The following is a 15,770-nucleotide window of genomic DNA, read 5'->3' on the forward strand; positions in this document are numbered from 1 at the left end:
CTGCCCCCGTGGTCGATGACGGCGCCGGGGAACACCTCCGGGGGGATGCAGTGGGCGAGGACCCGGGCGGCCTCGGCCACGTCCGCGACGGTGACGGCGCGTCCCTCGCGGAGCAGTTCGGCGGCCGCGTCGACGAGCGCCCGGCGGGTGCGCAGCTTCTGGTTGCGCCTGCCGTCCTGCGCGCCCCCCGCGCTCCCGGCACTCCCCTCCATGATGAGAGTCCCCTCTTGTCGTGAGAAACTTCTCTCATTACGGTAGCACTGTCTCATTACGGGGGCCGCGGGCTCTGCGAGGAGCGCGCGGCGTGACGAGAGAGGGGGCTCCCGACCATGGGCTCCATGACACCCGCCGACATGGAAGCGCTGATCCAGGCGCACATGAGCGCCGAGGAACGCGGTGATCCGGAGGGTTCGGTCGCCGTCTACACCGACGACATCGAGCACGACGTCGTCGGCGACCCGAACGGTCCCAAGCGCGGCATCCCGGCGGCGCTCGACTTCTACCGGCAGCTGTGCAAGGACTTCCGCGCCGAGAGCGAGGAGCGGACCCGCACCTACTATTCCGACGACGCCGTCACCATGGAGAACGTGATGACGGGCACCGTTCCGGGCTCCTTCCTGGGAATCCCGGGCGGCGGCCGCCGGATCGCCTTCCGGATCCTGCACGTCTTCGAGTTCCGCGACGGCCGGATCTCCCGGGAGAACGTGTGGCTGGACGGCGCCTCGGTGGCCGCCCAGCTGACGGCTCCCGCGTAGCACCCCGGCGCCGGCCGCCGCCCGTGCGGCCGGCGCCAACTCCCGCGCGTGCACGGCGCCATGACCTCACCTTCGCGGTGCCATTGGTCCCACCTCTGGTGGTTTACGCCATTCGCGCGCCTTGCCTTGACCGTCCCCGAACCCCCTCTTATGGTCGCGCTAACACAGGACGTCCGACGTCTCCTTTCCAGACCCCACGCTGGAGGTACCGTTGCGCGACGAGGCGAGCCACGCCCGCAGGACGTTCCTGAAACACACCGGTGCGCTGGGCGCGGCAGCCGCCCTGCCGTCCCTGGCGGCGTGCGGCCCCAGGTCCACGATCGACCTCGGCGGCGACGGCTCCGACCGCACCCTCACGGCCGTGATCGGCTACGGCAACGACGGCAGCTGGGACCCCACCCAGACGGCGTCCGCGTTCGCGATGGCCGCCAACAACCACATCTACGAGGGCCTGGCCGACACCGACCCGATCACCCGCGCCCCCTACCCGGCGCTGGCGACCCGGCTGCCCGCCGACGCGAAAGCCATCACCTGGCGGTTCACCCTGCGCCCGGGCGCCACCTTCCACGACGGCAGGCCGGTCACCGCCGACGACGTGGTCTTCGTCTTCGACCGGATCCTCGACCCGGGCACCCAGACCCTCGCCCAGGGCTTCTTCGCGAGCTGGCTCAGGGAGGCCCGCAAGGTCGACGCCCGGACCGTCGACCTGGTCCTCAGGTTCCCCTTCCCGGACGGGATCGCCCGCCTCACCCTCGCCAAGATCATGCCGGCGCACGTGTTCTCCCGGCCCGGCGCCTGGGACGACGCGGTCAGGGGACTGGCGATCGGCTCGGGACCGTACCGGCAGACCGGGCACCATCCGAAGTCGAACACCACCTTCGCCGCGTACGACCGCTACAACGGCCCCCGCGGACCCGCCTTCCGGAAGATGAACTGGCTGACGATCGTCGACGCCGCCTCGCGCGTGGCCAGGATCTCCGGGGGCGACGCCGGCGCCCAGATCTCCGACAACATCCCGTACGCCAACATCCCCCGCCTCGAACAGGGCGGGCTGTCGGTCGGCGGCGGCGCCGGGATGAACAACGCGTTCCTGATGTTCAACACCCGGCACAAACCCTTCGACGACGTCCGGGTCCGGCAGGCCCTGCACTACGCCATCGACAAGCGGAAGATCGTCGAGGTCGCCCTCAAGGGCCACGGAAAACCCGCGAGTTCGTTCCTGAACGAGACCAACCCCGCCTACCGGCCCGCGAAGACGGTCTACGACCACGACCCGGCGAAGGCACGGGCCCTGCTGAAGGCCGCCGGGGTCAGCGGCCTGCACGTGAACATCCTCGCCGTCAACGTGAGCTGGCTCGTCGACTGCCTGCCCACCATCAAGTCGTCCTGGGACGCGATCGGCGTCGCCACGACCCTGTCCCCCCAGGAGACCACGGCCGTGTTCACCAAGATGGACCAGAAGCAGGACTACCAGGTCGTCGCCGCCGTCTCGAACCCCAACCAGTTCGGCCTCGACGCCGACCTGATCATGCACTACAACTACGGCCCCGAGAACCTCTGGACGGGCTACGCGCGCTGGTCGGACAACGCTGTCGCGAAGCAGCTCTTCAAGGACATGGACGCGGCCACCCGCGAACCGGACCCGGACAAGAAGACGACGATGATCCAGGACTACATCGACGTCGTCGCCGAACAGGCGGTCCTCTACCCGGTCGTCCACAACGAGCTGATCACCGCCTGGGACCCGCGCAGGCTCACCGGCATAAGGGCCCAGCCCTACCCCGGCATCAACGTCCTCACCGCCAAGTGGGCCTGACGGCATGACCGCCGTCCTGCGCATCCTGCTGCGCCGCACCGCCCTGCTGGTGCCGCTGCTGCTCGGCATCGCCCTGTTCGTGTTCCTGGTGATGCGCTTCTCCGACGTCGACCCGGCGTCCGCGTTCTTCCAGGGCGCCAACCCCACCCCGCGACAGCTCCACGACTTCCGGGAGCGCAACGGCCTCCTCGACCCCCTGCCCCTGCGCTACGTCCGCTTCGTCGGCGGCCTGCTCCACGGCGACCTCGGCACCAGCGCGCTCACCCGCACCCCGGTCCTCGACCAGGTCCTCACCGCCCTGCCGCTCACCCTCCAGCTGACCTTCCTCGGCCTCGGCATCGCCGTCGTCCTGGCGCTGGCCGCAGGCGTCACCGCGGCCATCCACCGGGACCGGGCCGCCGACCAGGTCATCCGTGTCCTCTCCCTGGTCGGGGTCGCCGCCCCCGCCTTCTGGCTGGCGCTGCTGATGATCCAGTATCTGGCCGTCGACCGGGGCTGGTTCCCGTCCGGCGGCTACATCAACCCCGAGGACTCCGTCACCGGCTGGCTGCGGACCATGGCCCTGCCCGCCCTCGCGCTCTCCCTCCCGGTGGCCGCCCAGCTCACCCGGATCGTCCGCACCTCGGTGGTCGAGGAACTCGACAAGGACTACGTCCGCACCGCGATCGGCAGCGGCCTGCCGCCCCATGTCGTGGTCGGCCGCAACGTGCTCCGCAACGCTCTCGTGAACCCCCTGACCGTGCTCGGCCTGCGCGTCGGCTATCTCCTCGGCGGCGCCGTCGTCATCGAGACCGTCTTCGCCCTGCCCGGCATGGGCAAGCTGATGATCGACGCCGTCCAGAACGGCGACCCCGCCGTGGTCCAGGGCGTCGTCCTCACCACCGCGACCGGCTTCGTCGTCGTCAACCTCGTCATCGACATCCTCTGTCTGCTGGTCAACCCGCGCCTGAGGGAGGCCGCATGACGACGACCACCCGCGCCGCACTCTCCGCGGCCCTGGCCCGCCCCGGTGTACGCCTGCGCAGGCTGTCGCCGTCGTCGAAGGCGGCCCTCGTCTTCCTGGCCGTGGTCGTCCTGGCGGCCGCCCTCGCCCCCCTCCTCGCCCCCGCCGACCCCCTCGCGCAGCAGGCCCCCGCCGACGGCACCGGCCACCCCTCCGCCGGCCACTGGATGGGCCAGGACAGCCTCGGCCGGGACGTCCTCAGCCGGCTGATGTACGGCGCCCGCTGGTCCCTCGCGATCGGCCTCGGCGCGACCGCCCTGGCCCTGGTCGCCGGAGCCCTCCTGGGAGCCCTCGCGGCGACCTCCCGCAGGGCCGTCGACGAGACGCTGATGCGCTGCCTGGACGTGGTGATGGCGTTCCCCGGCATCGCCCTGGCCGCCGTCCTCGTGGCCGTCTTCGGCGGCGGGATCACGGTCCTGATCTGCGCGATCGCCTTCCTGTTCACCCCTCCGGTGGCCAGGGTGGTCCGGGCGAACGTCCTCGACCAGTACGGCGAGGACTACGTCACCGCGGAACGCGTGATCGGCGCCCGCACCCCGCACATCGTCGTCCGCCACGTGGCGGTCAACTGCCTCGCCCCCGTCCTCGTCTTCTGCACGGTCCAGGTCGCCGAGGCCATCGTCTTCGAGGCGTCCCTGTCCTTCATCGGCGCCGGCGTACGGCCCCCCGACCCGTCCTGGGGCAGCGTCATCGCGGACGGCAAGAACATGGTCCTGACGGGCGGCTGGTGGGCCACCCTCTTCCCCGGCCTGCTGATCCTCCTCACGGTCCTCTCCCTGAACATCCTCTCCGAGGGCGTCTCGGACGCGTGGGCGTCACCGGCGGGCAGGGAGGTGGAGCCGACGGAGCCCGCGGAGGTACTTGAGCCGGGGGAGGCCCTGGAGCTGCCTTCACTGACCGAAGCCGCCGAACGGCTACGGGCCCGTGCCCGCCCGCTGCCCTCCCATGAGGGACCACCGGTGCTCTCGGTGAAGAACCTTGCGATCGGCTTCACCGACCGCCACCGGGGCGTGAACATCGTCAATGGCATCAGCTTCGAGGTCCATCCCGCCGAAGTCCTGGGCCTGGTCGGGGAGTCCGGCTGTGGCAAGTCCCTGACGGCCCTGACAATCATGGGCCTGCAGCCGAAGACGGCGAGAGTGACGGGGCGGATCGATTTTCATCCCGGTGAGGTGACGCGCCCCAAAGGGGCGCGGGGCTGTACCGAATATGCGGCTACCGCCGCGCGGGCGCGATCAACCCCCACCGCCCCGCACCCGCCCATCGACCTGACCACCCCCCACCCCCGCCTCCTCGGCCACGAGATCGCGATGGTCTACCAGGACGCCCTGTCCTCCCTGAACCCCTCCATGACGGTCAACGCCCAGCTGAAGCAACTCACACGGCGCGGCGGCCACCGGCCACCCGCCGAGCTCCTCACCCTCGTCGGCCTCGACCCCACCCGCACGCTCCCCGCCTACCCCCACGAACTCTCCGGCGGCCAGCGCCAGCGCGTCCTCATCGCGATGGCCCTCTCCCGCGACCCCCGCCTGATCATCGCCGACGAACCGACCACCGCCCTAGACGTCACCGTCCAGGCCCAGGTGATGGAACTCCTCCTCCGCCTCCGCGAGGAACTCGGCTTCGCGCTGGTCCTCGTCTCCCACGACCTCGCTCTGGTCGCGGACGTCACCGACCGGGTGGTGGTGATGTACGGCGGCCAGATCGTCGAGTCCGGCGTCACCGCGGAGCTGGTGGGCGCCCCCACCCACCACTACACGCGCGGCCTGCTCGGCAGCGTGCTGTCGCTGGAGTCCGGGGCCGCGCGGCTCACCCAGATCAGGGGTGTGGTGCCGTCCCCCGCCGACTTCCCGGCGGGCTGCCGCTTCAGCGACCGCTGCCCGGCGGCGAGCGGGATCTGCCGTACGACACCACCGGCCCTCGTCGGCAGCCCCGTCCACACCGCGGCCTGCCACCACCCGGCCGTCGACCTGGCGGCCAGCACGGAGGCGGTGACATGAGCGCGGTGCAGCTGTCCGGCGTCCACGTGGTCCACCGGGCCCGCGGCGGGGGCCTGTTCGGCCGGGACCGGGTGTACGCGCTGACCGGCGCCGACCTCACCGTGGCGGCCGGTGAGACGGTCGGGGTGGTCGGTGAGTCGGGGTGCGGGAAGTCGACGCTGGCGAAGGTGCTGGTGGGGATTCAGCGGCCGACCGCCGGCACGGTCACCTTCCGCGGCCGGGACCTGTGGGCGATGACACCGGGCGAACGCCGGTCGGCCGTCGGCGCGAGCACCGGCATGGTCTTCCAGGACCCGTCTACGGCCCTCAACCGCCGGCTGCCGGTACGCCGTATCCTCCGCGACCCGCTGGACGTGCACGAGCGCGGCACGAAGGCCGAACGGGAGGACCGGGTAAGGGAGTTGATGAGCCTGGTCGGGCTGCCACGGGCCCTCGCCGAGGCCCTGCCCGGGCAGCTCTCCGGCGGCCAGCGGCAGCGCGTCGCGATCGCCCGGGCCCTCGCCCTGGACCCCGACCTGGTGGTGGCGGACGAACCGACCAGCGCGCTGGACGTCTCGGTCCGCGCCCAGATCCTCAACCTCCTGCTGGACCTGCGCGAACGCCTGGGCCTCGCCCTGGTCTTCGTCTCCCACGACATCCAGACGGTACGGCGGATGAGCGACCGGGTGATCACCATGTACCTGGGCCGGATCGTCGAGGACACCCCGGCCGCCGACGTCACCGACCACGCCCTGCACCCGTACACCCGGGCCCTGTTCTCGGCCACCCCGGGCCTGCTGAACCCGATCGACCCCATCCCGCTCACCGGTCCGGTCCCCTCGGCGACCCGGCCGCCGTCCGGGTGCCCGTTCCGCACCCGCTGCTGGCGGGCGGACGACGAGTGTGCCGTCCGCATGCCTGACTTCACGGCCGCGTCACGTCCCGGTCACCGCTACCGCTGTCACCATCCGTTGGAGGAGGACCAGCCGAGCCGCAGCCTGCCCAGGGAGACCAGATGACGCTTCCCACCCCGCTGACCGGTGTCGTACCGCCCGTCTGCACGCCCCTGACACCGGAACGCGAGGTGGACGTCCTCTCCCTGCGCAGGCTTGTCGACCATCTGACGGCGGCCGGTGTGGACGGCCTGTTCGTGCTCGGGTCGACATCGGAGGCGGCGTACCTGACGGACCGGCAGCGCAGGCTGGTCACGGAGACGGTGGTCTCGCAGGTGGCCGGGCGGCTCCCGGTCCTGGCGGGCGTCATCGACATGACGACCCCCCGGGTCCTGGACCACGTCACGTCCGTCACGACGGCGGGCGCGGACGCGGTCGTCGTCACCGCCCCCTTCTACACCCGCACCCACCCCGCCGAGATCGCCCGCCACTTCCGCCTGGTCGCCGGCCGGTCGCCGGTCCCGGTGATCGCCTACGACATCCCGGTCGCCGTCCACACCAAGCTCCCCGCCGACCTTGTTCTCGAACTGGCCGGCGCCGGGGTGCTGGCCGGGCTGAAGGACTCAAGCGGCGACCTGGCGGGCTTCCGCGAGGTCGTCACGGGCAGCAGGGGCCTGTCCGGCTTCAGCGCGCTGACGGGTTCCGAGCTGACCGTCGACTCGGCCCTCGCGCTGGGCGCCGACGGAGCGGTACCGGGCCTCGCCAACGTCGACCCGGACGGCTACGTCCGCCTCCACCGCCTCTGCCGCGCGGGCGACTGGGAGCGGGCGCGGGCGGAACAGGAGCGGCTGTGCGGTCTCTTCCGGATGACCGGCGTAGGGAACCCGGCCCGGATGGGCGGCAGCTCGGCGGCGCTGGGCGCGTTCAAGGCGGCGCTGCACCTGCGCGGGGTGATCGACTGCCCGGCCACCGCCGAGCCCCAGGTGCCGTTGTCGCAGGAGGAGACGGAGTGCGTGGCGAAGTACCTCGCGGGAGCGGGCCTGATGTAGCCGGGCAGAGGCCTTCCGGGGCCCCGGGACAGACTCCGGCCGAGTCTAGGCACGCAGCGCCACATCGGTGATGCGAAGCGTGAAATTCCCAGGGGCGGGGGAGCCAGGTGAGGTGAATGCGATGAACCTCCCCATCGGCTCCTGTGCCGTCGACACCCGTACCGGACGGCTGGGCATCGTCATGGGCCACGAGGGCCCCTACGTGCAGTTGCGGCCGTACGGGGGAGGACGGGAGTGGGACGCGCACCCGGACGCCGTACGCGTCGCCACCCAGGCCGAACGGCTCGGCGCGGCCACCGCCCACGCCAACGCCCGCAGCCGCGGCGAGGCCCCCTGAAGGTTCCCTTGCCTCCGTTGCCCGACGGCCCCCGCCGCCGGCAGGGCAGAATAGGGCCATGAGCCTGTTCCGCGACGACGGCATCGTGCTGCGCACCCAGAAGCTGGGTGAGGCGGACCGGATCATCACGATGCTCACCCGCGGACACGGCCGGGTACGGGCGGTGGCCCGTGGGGTGCGGCGGACCAAGTCGAAGTTCGGGGCCCGGCTGGAGCCGTTCTCCCATGTCGACGTGCAGTTCTTCGCCCGCGGGAGCGAGCTGGTCGGGCGCGGGCTGCCGTTGTGCACGCAGAGCGAGACCATCGCGCCGTACGGCGGCGGGATCGTCACCGACTACGCGCGGTACACCGCCGGCACGGCCATGCTGGAGACCGCCGAGCGGTTCACGGATCACGAGGGCGAGCCCGCGGTGCAGCAGTACCTGCTGCTGGTGGGGGCGCTCAGGACCCTGGCCCGCGGCGAGCACGCCCCGCATCTCGTCCTCGACGCCTTCCTGCTGCGCTCCCTCGCCGTCAACGGCTACGCGCCCAGCTTCGACGCCTGCGCCAGGTGCGGCATGCCCGGCCCGAACCGCTTCTTCTCGGTCGGCTCCGGCGGCACCGTCTGCGTCGACTGCCGGGTGCCCGGCAGCGTCGTACCCTCGCCGCAGACCCTGGTTCTGCTCGGCGCGCTGCTTACGGGAGACTGGGAGACCGCGGACGCGGCCGAGGCACGGTACGTCCGGGAGGGCAGCGGGCTGGTGTCCGCCTATCTGCACTGGCATCTGGAGCGCGGACTGCGCTCGCTCAGGTATGTAGAGAAGAGCTAGAGGGAGACGAGAAGCACATGGTCGTACGCGGGATCCTGGGGCGCCAGCGCCGCGAGTACAGGACGCCGGAGCCGCACCCGTCCGGCGCCCGCCCGCCGAAGCTCCCGGGCGAGCTGGTCCCGAACCACGTCGCCATCGTCATGGACGGCAACGGCCGCTGGGCGAAGGACCGCGGGCTGCCGCGCACCGAGGGGCACAAGGTCGGCGCCGAGCGCGTCCTCGACGTCCTCCAGGGCTCCATCGAGATCGGCGTCCGCAACATCTCCCTCTACGCCTTCTCCACCGAGAACTGGAAGCGCTCGCCCGAAGAGGTCCGCTTCCTGATGAACTTCAACCGCGACTTCATCCGCAAGACCCGCGACCAGCTCGACGAACTCGGCATCCGGGTGCGCTGGGCGGGCCGGATGCCCAGGATGTGGAAGTCGGTCGCCAAGGAACTCCTGGTCGCCCAGGAGCAGACCAAGGGCAACGACCTGCTCACCCTGTACTTCTGCATGAACTACGGCGGCCGGGCCGAGATCTCCGACGCGGTGCAGGCGATCGCCGAGGAGGTCAAGGCAGGCCGGCTCGACCCGTCGAAGATCAGCGAGAAGACCATCCAGAAGCACCTGTACTACGGGGACATGCCGGACGTGGACATGTTCCTGCGGCCCAGCGGCGAGCAGCGCACCTCCAACTACCTGCTCTGGCAGAGCGCTTACGCCGAGCTGGTCTTCCAGGACGTCCTGTGGCCCGACTTCGACCGCCGCGACCTGTGGCGGGCGTGCCTCGAATACGCCTCCCGCGACCGGCGGTTCGGCGGAGCCATCCCCAACGAGGAGCTGCTGGCCATGGAGGGCCGCACGGAGGAGAACCCCTCCGGCATCTGACGGTCACGCGCCGTTCACGAGGGCCGTCGAGGATGCGGAAGATCCATCCCCGGCCCCCCCCGGTCTCCCGCCTCTGGAACGGTCCTCATGAAGCGCGTCATCCCCGTCCTGACCCTCGGCGCCCTGCTCCTCACCGCGCTGCCGGCGCACGCCGCGGACGCCGGGCTCACCCACCGTGACAGCTACGGCACCAAGGCCGTGTACTCCCCCGGGCAGAACCCGCGCACCTACCAGCAGCCGCCCGCCGGTTACACCGCCGTCTTCACCGAGAACGTCTCCCGGCACGGTTCCCGCTCCGCGACGGACGGCGAGGACGGCGACATCGTCCTCGCGCTCTGGAACCAGGCCGAGGCCGACGGCCAACTCACCGCGCGCGGGAAGAAGTTCGGCCCGGACGTGCAGGCCCTCGAAGCGGCCATGAGCGCGATCGGGTACGGCAACCTCAGCGGCCGCGGCAAGGACGAACTCCGCGCGACGGCGGTCCGCCTGGAGAAGCGCCTGCCGTCCCTCTTCTCCGCCATCGCCGCGAACGGCGAGAAGATCGACGTCGTCAGCTCCGGCCAGGGCCGCGCGGTCGACAGCGGTACGGTCTTCTCCACCGCCCTCACCGACGCCGACCCGGCGCTGAAGTCCTCCCTCGGCACCGCGCGCGTCGACAAGAACCTCCTCTACTTCCACAAGTCGGCCGGCGGCGCCGACTACCAGAAGTGGCTGGCGAGCGACGAGCGCCTCGCCTCGACCCTGAAGGCGGTCACCGACCAGCCGGCCTCGCACCGGGCCGCTGCCCGCGTCCTGGGCAGGATCTTCAAGCCGGCGTTCGTGCAGCGCATCGTGAACGGCGAGTTCTCCACGACCGCCGACGACATCACCGCCGCCACCGCCGTCTACAACCTCTACGCCATCGCGCCCGCCATGAGCGAGGAGAGCCCGGACGGCAAGGGCTGGGACTTCGACCGCTACATCGCCCCGCGCGACGCGGCCTGGTTCGGCTACCTCAGCGACGCCGAGGACTTCTACGAGAAGGGCCCGAGCTTCTCGGACAGCGACATCACCTACAAGATGGCGGACGTCCTCCTCGACGACTTCTTCAAGCAGGCCGAGGCCAAGCGGGACGGCACCAGCACGCTGGGCGCGGAGCTCCGCTTCACCCACGCCGAGGAGATCATTCCGCTGGCCGCGCTGATGCAGCTGCCGGGCAGCGGGAAGGCGGCGACGCCGGGCGAGACGTACACGTACGCGAACAACGCGTGGCGCGGTGCCGAGGTCGCCTCCCTCGCCTCCAACATCCAGTGGGACGTCTTCAAGAAGGGCGACGACTACCTGGTGCGGATGCTCTACAACGAGAAGGAGATCCCCTTCAAGGCAGGCTGCAAGCCGATCTCGAAGCACAGCAGGTTCTACGACCTGAACGAACTGGAGCGCTGCTTCGGGAGGAGCTGACCGGCGCCGGCTGTAGCGCCCCTTCAGGGGCGCGGGGAACTGCGCGAGCAACCCCCACCGGCCCGCGGCCGAACACGACGGCTCACCCCGCGGCGCACCCCGCGCAGTCCGCACACGTACCGAAGATCTCCACGGTGTGCGCCACATTCACGTACCCGTGCTCGGCCGCGATGGCCTCCGCCCACTTCTCCACCGCCGGCCCCTCCACCTCCACCGCCTTGCCGCACACGCGGCAGACCAGGTGGTGGTGGTGTTCGCCGGTGGAGCAGCGGCGGTACACCGACTCGCCCTCGGACGTGCGCAGGACGTCGACCTCACCGGCGTCGGCCAGCGACTGCAGCGTGCGGTACACCGTGGTGAGGCCGACCGAGTCGCCCTTGTGCTTGAGCATGTCGTGCAGTTCCTGCGCGCTGCGGAACTCCTCGACCTCGTCCAGGGCCGCCGCCACGGCTGCCCGCTGGCGGGTCGAGCGGCCCTTCACGGGCGGTCCAGCGGTCGTCACCGGTTGCCTCCTCACATCACTGCCTCTGCCGGGCCATTGTGCCAGCCCAGATCGAGGGCAGTCAGACGCCGACCTCGTCGGCGGCCCCCCGGGTGGCCGGAATCGCGCACTCCGCCGGGTCCCCGGCGGGCCGGTGCGCGGCGGCCGCGCGGGCGCGTCGGCGGGCCAGCGGGGCGGCCAGCGCGGTCAGCAGGACGAACGCGGCGATGGTCAGCAGCACGATGGTCGCACCGGGCGGAACGTCCTGGTAGTACGAGGTCACCGTGCCGCTGATCGTCACGGTCACCCCCAGCGCCATCGCGATCGCGAGCGTCGCGGTGAAGCTCCGGGTCAGCTGCTGGGCGGCCGCCACCGGCACCACCATCAGCGCCGACACCAGGATCAGCCCGACGACCCGCATGGCCACGGTCACGGTGACCGCGGCCGTCACCGCCGTGAGCAGGTTCAGCGCCCGGACCGGCAGGCCGGTGACCCGGGCGAACTCCTCGTCCTGGCTGACCGCGAAGAGCTGCCGGCGCAGACCGAGGGTGACCACGACCACGAACGCGGCCAGGATCGAGATCGCGGTCACGTCGGACGGGGACACCGTCGAGAGCGAGCCGAACAGGTACGAGCTCAGGTTGGCGTTGGAGCCGCCCGGGGCGAGGTTCACGAACATCACGCCGCCGGCCATACCGCCGTAGAAGAGCATGGCGAGGGCGATGTCGCCGCGGGTCTTGCCGTACCAGCGGATCAGTTCCATGAGGACCGAGCCGAGTGCGGAGACCGCGGTGGCCATCCACACCGGCGAGGTGTTCAGCAGGAAGCCGAGGCCGACGCCGGTCATCGCGACGTGCCCGATGCCGTCGCCCATCAGGGGCTGGCGGCGCTGGACCAGGTAGATGCCGATCGCGGGGGCGGTGACGCCGACCAGGACGGCGGCGATGAGCGCCCGCTGCATGAAGGCGAAGTCGAGGAGTTCCATCAGCTCAGCAGTCCCGTGCGCAGTGGCGTGTGCTCGTGGGGGTGGACGTGGTCGTGGCCGGGGAGGGCGTGTTGGCCGACGGCGCGCGGGGGCGGGCCGTCGTGCAGGACGCAGCCGTCGCGGAGGACCACGGCCCGGTCGATCAGTGGCTCCAGCGGGCCCAGTTCGTGCAGGACGAGGAGGACCGTGGTGCCCTGGGCGACCTGTTCGCGCAGGGTGGCGGCCAGGATCTCCTGGCTGGCCAGGTCGACGCCCGCCATCGGCTCGTCCATGATCAGCAGTTCGGGCTCGGCCACCAGCGCGCGGGCGATCAGCACCCGCTGGTGCTGGCCGCCCGAGAGCGCCTCGACGTTGTCCCTGGCCCGGTCCGCCATGCCGACCAGCTCCAGGGCGTGCCGCACGGCCGCGCGGTCGGCCTTGCGGAAGAGGCCGAAGCGGGTGCGGGAGAGCCGGCCGGAGGAGACGATCTCGGTCACGGTCGCCGGGACCCCGCCGGCGGCGGTGGTGCGCTGCGGGACGTACCCGATGCGCCGCCAGTCCCGGAACGCCCTGCGCTCGGTGCCGAACAGTTCGATCTCGCCGGCGCTCAGCGGTACCTGCCCGATGACCGACCGGATCGCCGTCGACTTGCCGGAGCCGTTCGCGCCGAGCAGCGCGACCACCTCGCCGCGGTGCACGGTGAGGTCGATACCGCGCAGGACGGGGCGTGCGCCCAGTTCGGCGCGGACACCGCGCATCGCTATGACGGGCTCGCCGGTCGTCATCTCGTCGTCTCCCGTCATGCGGCGCCCAGTGCCTGCCGCAGGGCCTTGAGGTTGGCTTCCTGGACCGCGAAGTAGTCCTTGCCGCGGGACTTGGCCGTGATGCCCTCGATCGGGTCGAGGACGTCCGTCTTCAGTCCGGCGTCGGCGGCGATGGTCTTGGCGGTCTTGTCGCTGACGAGCGTCTCGTAGAACACGGTGGTGACGCCGTCGGCCTTGGCCATGGTCTCAAGGTCCTTGACGCGGGCCGCGCTCGGCTCCGACTCCGGGTCGAGGCCGTTGATGGCCTCCTCGGTCAGGCCGTAGCGCTCGGCGAGGTAGCCGAAGGCGGCGTGCGTGGTGATGAAGACCTTGGACCTGGTGTGCGCGAGGCCGTCCTTGAACTGGACGTCGAGCGCGTCCAGCTGCTTCACCAGGGCGGCGGTGTTCTTCTTGTAGTCGGCCGCGTGGTCCGGGTCGGCCTTCTCGAAGGCCTTGCCGACGCCCTCGGCGACCTGGGCGTAGCGCACCGGGTCGAGCCAGATGTGGGGGTCGAGGCCGGACAGCTCCTCGTTCTTGGAGGTGTCGTGCGAGGCGGCGTGCCCGCCGACCTCGTTGCCGTGCTTCTCCAGCGTCGTGAGGGAGGCGGCGTCGATCTTCGTCTTCAGCCCGGACTGGGCGACCGCGTCGTCCACGGAGGGCTGGAGGTTCTTCAGGTAGAGCACCGCGTCGGACTCCTGGAGCATCGCCGTCTGCCGGGCGCTGATCTCCAGGTCGTGCGGCTCCTGGCCGGGCTGGGTGAGACTGGTGACGTGGACGTGGCTGCCGCCGATCCGATCGGCGAGGTAGGCCATCGGGTAGAACGACGCGACGACGTCGAACTTGCCGGTCTGGGCCGCCGTGGCGTTGCCGCCGCAGGCAGTGAGGGTCGCTATGCCGAGTGCGGTGACGGTGGTCGCGGCGGCCGCGGGTATGAGGCCTCGTCGTACGTTCATGAGAGTCATTTTCAACAAATATGGAAACCGTTGTCAACAAGCTCGGGTGAGAGGCCGGTAAGCGATACCGATTTGGTTGAGGGGGAGCCCCCGCCGGTAACCTGAAGCATTCGCTCTGAAGCATTCTCGCTTCGTCGCCCGTCGTCGTAATGAAGAGAGCACCGTGGCCGCCGACAAGATCGACACCATCGTCAGCCTGAGCAAGCGCCGTGGCTTCGTATTCCCGTGCAGTGAGATCTACGGCGGCCAGAAGGCTGCCTGGGACTACGGACCGCTGGGTGTCGAGCTCAAGGAGAACCTGAAGCGCCAGTGGTGGCGCTACATGGTGACGTCGCGCGAGGACGTGGTCGGTATCGACTCGTCCGTCATCCTGGCCCCCGAGGTCTGGGTGGCCTCCGGTCACGTCGCCACCTTCACGGACCCGCTGACCGAGTGCACCGCCTGCCACAAGCGGTTCCGCGCGGACCACCTGGAGGAGGCCTACGAGGCCAAGCACGGCCGCCTCCCGGAGAACGGCCTGGCGGACGTGAACTGCCCGAACTGCGGCAACAAGGGCCAGTTCACCGAGCCCAAGCAGTTCTCGGGCCTGCTCTCCACCCACCTCGGCCCGACCCAGGACAGCGGCTCCGTCGCCTACCTGCGGCCCGAGACCGCGCAGGGCATCTTCACCAACTTCGCCCAGGTACAGACCACCTCGCGCCGCAAGCCGCCGTTCGGCATCGCGCAGATGGGCAAGTCCTTCCGCAACGAGATCACGCCCGGCAACTTCATCTTCCGCACCCGCGAGTTCGAGCAGATGGAGATGGAGTTCTTCGTCAAGCCGGGCGAGGACGAGAAGTGGCAGGAGTACTGGATGGAGCAGCGCTGGAACTGGTACACCGGCCTGGGCCTGCGCGAGGAGAACATGCGGTGGTACGAGCACCCGAAGGAGAAGCTCTCCCACTACTCCAAGCGCACCGCTGACATCGAGTACCGCTTCCAGTTCGGCGGCAACGAGTGGGGCGAGCTGGAAGGCGTCGCCAACCGCACCGACTACGACCTGAACGCCCACTCCAAGGCCTCCGGCCAGGACCTGGCCTACTACGACCAGGAGGCCCAGGAGCGCTGGACGCCGTACGTCATCGAGCCCGCGGCCGGTGTCGGCCGCGCGATGCTGGCGTTCCTGCTCGACGCCTACGTCGAGGACGAGGCGCCGAACGCCAAGGGCAAGATGGAGAAGCGCACGGTGCTCCGCCTGGACCACCGGCTGGCCCCGGTCAAGGTCGCGGTGCTCCCGCTGTCCCGCAACCCCGAGCTGTCCCCGAAGGCCAAGGGCCTCGCCCAGGCGCTGCGCGGGCACTGGAACATCGAGTTCGACGACGCCGGTGCGATCGGGCGCCGCTACCGCCGCCAGGACGAGATCGGTACGCCGTACTGCGTGACCGTCGACTTCGACACGCTCGAGGACAACGCCGTCACGGTGCGCGAGCGCGACTCGATGAAGCAGGAGCGGGTCTCTCTGGACCAGATCGAGGGTTACCTCGCCGGGCGCCTGCTGGGCTGCTAGGTCCGCGGTCCATACGCCTTGTCGCCCACCCTCCCATCCGACTCGGTCGGCTGGGAGGGTGGGCGTTCTGGTTC

Annotated in this window: 15 protein-coding genes and 1 pseudogene; 11 read left to right on the plus strand and 5 right to left on the minus strand. The window is 70.7% G+C overall.

Annotated elements, in window-relative coordinates; translation table 11 throughout:
* Nucleotides 1-212, minus strand: a pseudogene (locus KVT45_RS39145) (hypothetical protein); the annotation flags it as partial.
* A 126-nt stretch (nt 213-338) separates the two neighbouring features.
* Between KVT45_RS39145 and KVT45_RS39150 the strand changes: the two are divergent.
* The 10 genes from KVT45_RS39150 to KVT45_RS39195 all read left to right on the plus strand — a co-directional run bounded on the left by KVT45_RS39150 (nt 339) and on the right by KVT45_RS39195 (nt 10,949).
* Complete coding sequence (locus KVT45_RS39150) at nt 339-755, plus strand: nuclear transport factor 2 family protein (RefSeq protein WP_254648012.1); 417 nt, start codon at nt 339-341, stop codon at nt 753-755.
* A gap of 211 nt (nt 756-966) precedes the next feature.
* On the plus strand, nt 967-2,571 hold the full coding sequence (locus tag KVT45_RS39155; protein WP_254648013.1) for an ABC transporter substrate-binding protein: 1,605 nt from the start codon (nt 967-969) through the stop codon (nt 2,569-2,571).
* Between the two features lie 4 nt (nt 2,572-2,575).
* Nucleotides 2,576-3,535 carry an ABC transporter permease gene (locus KVT45_RS39160; RefSeq protein ID WP_217554081.1) on the plus strand — a complete coding sequence of 320 codons (960 nt, stop codon included), beginning with the start codon at nt 2,576-2,578 and terminating at the stop codon, nt 3,533-3,535.
* Complete coding sequence (locus tag KVT45_RS39165) at nt 3,532-5,574, plus strand: dipeptide/oligopeptide/nickel ABC transporter permease/ATP-binding protein (RefSeq protein WP_217554083.1); 2,043 nt, start codon at nt 3,532-3,534, stop codon at nt 5,572-5,574. The genes KVT45_RS39160 and KVT45_RS39165 overlap by 4 nt, the downstream gene beginning before the upstream one ends.
* A complete protein-coding gene (locus tag KVT45_RS39170; RefSeq protein WP_217554084.1) occupies nt 5,571-6,572 on the plus strand; it encodes an ABC transporter ATP-binding protein in 1,002 nt (333 codons plus the stop codon). The genes KVT45_RS39165 and KVT45_RS39170 overlap by 4 nt, the downstream gene beginning before the upstream one ends.
* A complete protein-coding gene (locus KVT45_RS39175) occupies nt 6,569-7,495 on the plus strand; it encodes a dihydrodipicolinate synthase family protein (RefSeq protein WP_217554085.1) in 927 nt (308 codons plus the stop codon). Before KVT45_RS39170 ends, KVT45_RS39175 begins: the two co-directional genes overlap by 4 nt.
* A 121-nt stretch (nt 7,496-7,616) precedes the next feature.
* Nucleotides 7,617-7,832 carry a hypothetical protein gene (locus KVT45_RS39180; protein WP_089106840.1) on the plus strand — a complete coding sequence of 72 codons (216 nt, stop codon included), beginning with the start codon at nt 7,617-7,619 and terminating at the stop codon, nt 7,830-7,832.
* A 58-nt stretch (nt 7,833-7,890) separates the two neighbouring features.
* Nucleotides 7,891-8,640 carry a DNA repair protein RecO gene (gene recO, locus KVT45_RS39185; protein ID WP_217554086.1) on the plus strand — a complete coding sequence of 250 codons (750 nt, stop codon included), beginning with the start codon at nt 7,891-7,893 and terminating at the stop codon, nt 8,638-8,640.
* 17 nt (nt 8,641-8,657) lie between these two features.
* Nucleotides 8,658-9,509, plus strand: coding sequence for an isoprenyl transferase (locus KVT45_RS39190; protein WP_217554087.1), 852 nt, complete (start codon nt 8,658-8,660; stop codon nt 9,507-9,509).
* Between the two features lie 87 nt (nt 9,510-9,596).
* The gene (locus KVT45_RS39195; RefSeq protein ID WP_217554088.1) at nt 9,597-10,949 is read left to right on the plus strand and encodes a histidine-type phosphatase; all 1,353 of its coding nucleotides are present in this window, start codon (nt 9,597-9,599) and stop codon (nt 10,947-10,949) included.
* Nucleotides 10,950-11,031: 82 nt separating this feature from the next.
* Here the strand turns inward: KVT45_RS39195 and KVT45_RS39200 are convergent, their stop codons facing one another.
* The 4 genes from KVT45_RS39200 to KVT45_RS39215 form a co-directional block, all read right to left on the minus strand.
* Nucleotides 11,032-11,451, minus strand: coding sequence for a Fur family transcriptional regulator (locus tag KVT45_RS39200; RefSeq protein ID WP_217554089.1), 420 nt, complete (start codon nt 11,449-11,451; stop codon nt 11,032-11,034).
* 61 nt (nt 11,452-11,512) lie between these two features.
* Nucleotides 11,513-12,415 carry a metal ABC transporter permease gene (locus KVT45_RS39205; protein ID WP_217554090.1) on the minus strand — a complete coding sequence of 301 codons (903 nt, stop codon included), beginning with the start codon at nt 12,413-12,415 and terminating at the stop codon, nt 11,513-11,515.
* Nucleotides 12,415-13,197 (minus strand): metal ABC transporter ATP-binding protein, encoded by a 783-nt coding sequence (locus KVT45_RS39210; RefSeq protein ID WP_217554091.1) that lies wholly within the window; start codon nt 13,195-13,197, stop codon nt 12,415-12,417. Before KVT45_RS39210 ends, KVT45_RS39205 begins: the two co-directional genes overlap by 1 nt.
* A complete protein-coding gene (locus KVT45_RS39215; protein WP_217554092.1) occupies nt 13,194-14,150 on the minus strand; it encodes a metal ABC transporter substrate-binding protein in 957 nt (318 codons plus the stop codon). Before KVT45_RS39215 ends, KVT45_RS39210 begins: the two co-directional genes overlap by 4 nt.
* Before the next feature lie 163 nt (nt 14,151-14,313).
* Between KVT45_RS39215 and KVT45_RS39220 the strand changes: the two genes are divergently transcribed.
* Entirely contained in the window at nt 14,314-15,696 is a 1,383-nt protein-coding gene (locus KVT45_RS39220; RefSeq protein WP_217554093.1) for a glycine--tRNA ligase, read from the plus strand.
* Nucleotides 15,697-15,770: the final 74 nt, after the last annotated feature.

Source organism: Streptomyces sp. GbtcB6, assembly GCF_019091475.1.
Lineage (GTDB): Bacteria > Actinomycetota > Actinomycetes > Streptomycetales > Streptomycetaceae > Streptomyces > Streptomyces hyaluromycini.

Excerpts from the sequence above, each read along its gene's own strand:
- KVT45_RS39170 (WP_217554084.1), top strand. The coding sequence starts at position 5,571 with ATGAGCGCGGTGCAGCTGTCCGGCGTCCACGTGGTCCACCGGGCCCGC.
- KVT45_RS39210 (WP_217554091.1), bottom strand. The coding sequence starts at position 13,197 with ATGACGGGAGACGACGAGATGACGACCGGCGAGCCCGTCATAGCGATG.
- recO (WP_217554086.1), top strand. The coding sequence starts at position 7,891 with ATGAGCCTGTTCCGCGACGACGGCATCGTGCTGCGCACCCAGAAGCTG.
- KVT45_RS39205 (WP_217554090.1), bottom strand. The coding sequence starts at position 12,415 with ATGGAACTCCTCGACTTCGCCTTCATGCAGCGGGCGCTCATCGCCGCC.
- KVT45_RS39195 (WP_217554088.1), top strand. The coding sequence starts at position 9,597 with ATGAAGCGCGTCATCCCCGTCCTGACCCTCGGCGCCCTGCTCCTCACC.
- KVT45_RS39190 (WP_217554087.1), top strand. The coding sequence starts at position 8,658 with ATGGTCGTACGCGGGATCCTGGGGCGCCAGCGCCGCGAGTACAGGACG.
- KVT45_RS39150 (WP_254648012.1), top strand. The coding sequence starts at position 339 with ATGACACCCGCCGACATGGAAGCGCTGATCCAGGCGCACATGAGCGCC.
- KVT45_RS39160 (WP_217554081.1), top strand. The coding sequence starts at position 2,576 with ATGACCGCCGTCCTGCGCATCCTGCTGCGCCGCACCGCCCTGCTGGTG.
- KVT45_RS39180 (WP_089106840.1), top strand. The coding sequence starts at position 7,617 with ATGAACCTCCCCATCGGCTCCTGTGCCGTCGACACCCGTACCGGACGG.
- KVT45_RS39175 (WP_217554085.1), top strand. The coding sequence starts at position 6,569 with ATGACGCTTCCCACCCCGCTGACCGGTGTCGTACCGCCCGTCTGCACG.
- KVT45_RS39165 (WP_217554083.1), top strand. The coding sequence starts at position 3,532 with ATGACGACGACCACCCGCGCCGCACTCTCCGCGGCCCTGGCCCGCCCC.
- KVT45_RS39215 (WP_217554092.1), bottom strand. The coding sequence starts at position 14,150 with ATGAACGTACGACGAGGCCTCATACCCGCGGCCGCCGCGACCACCGTC.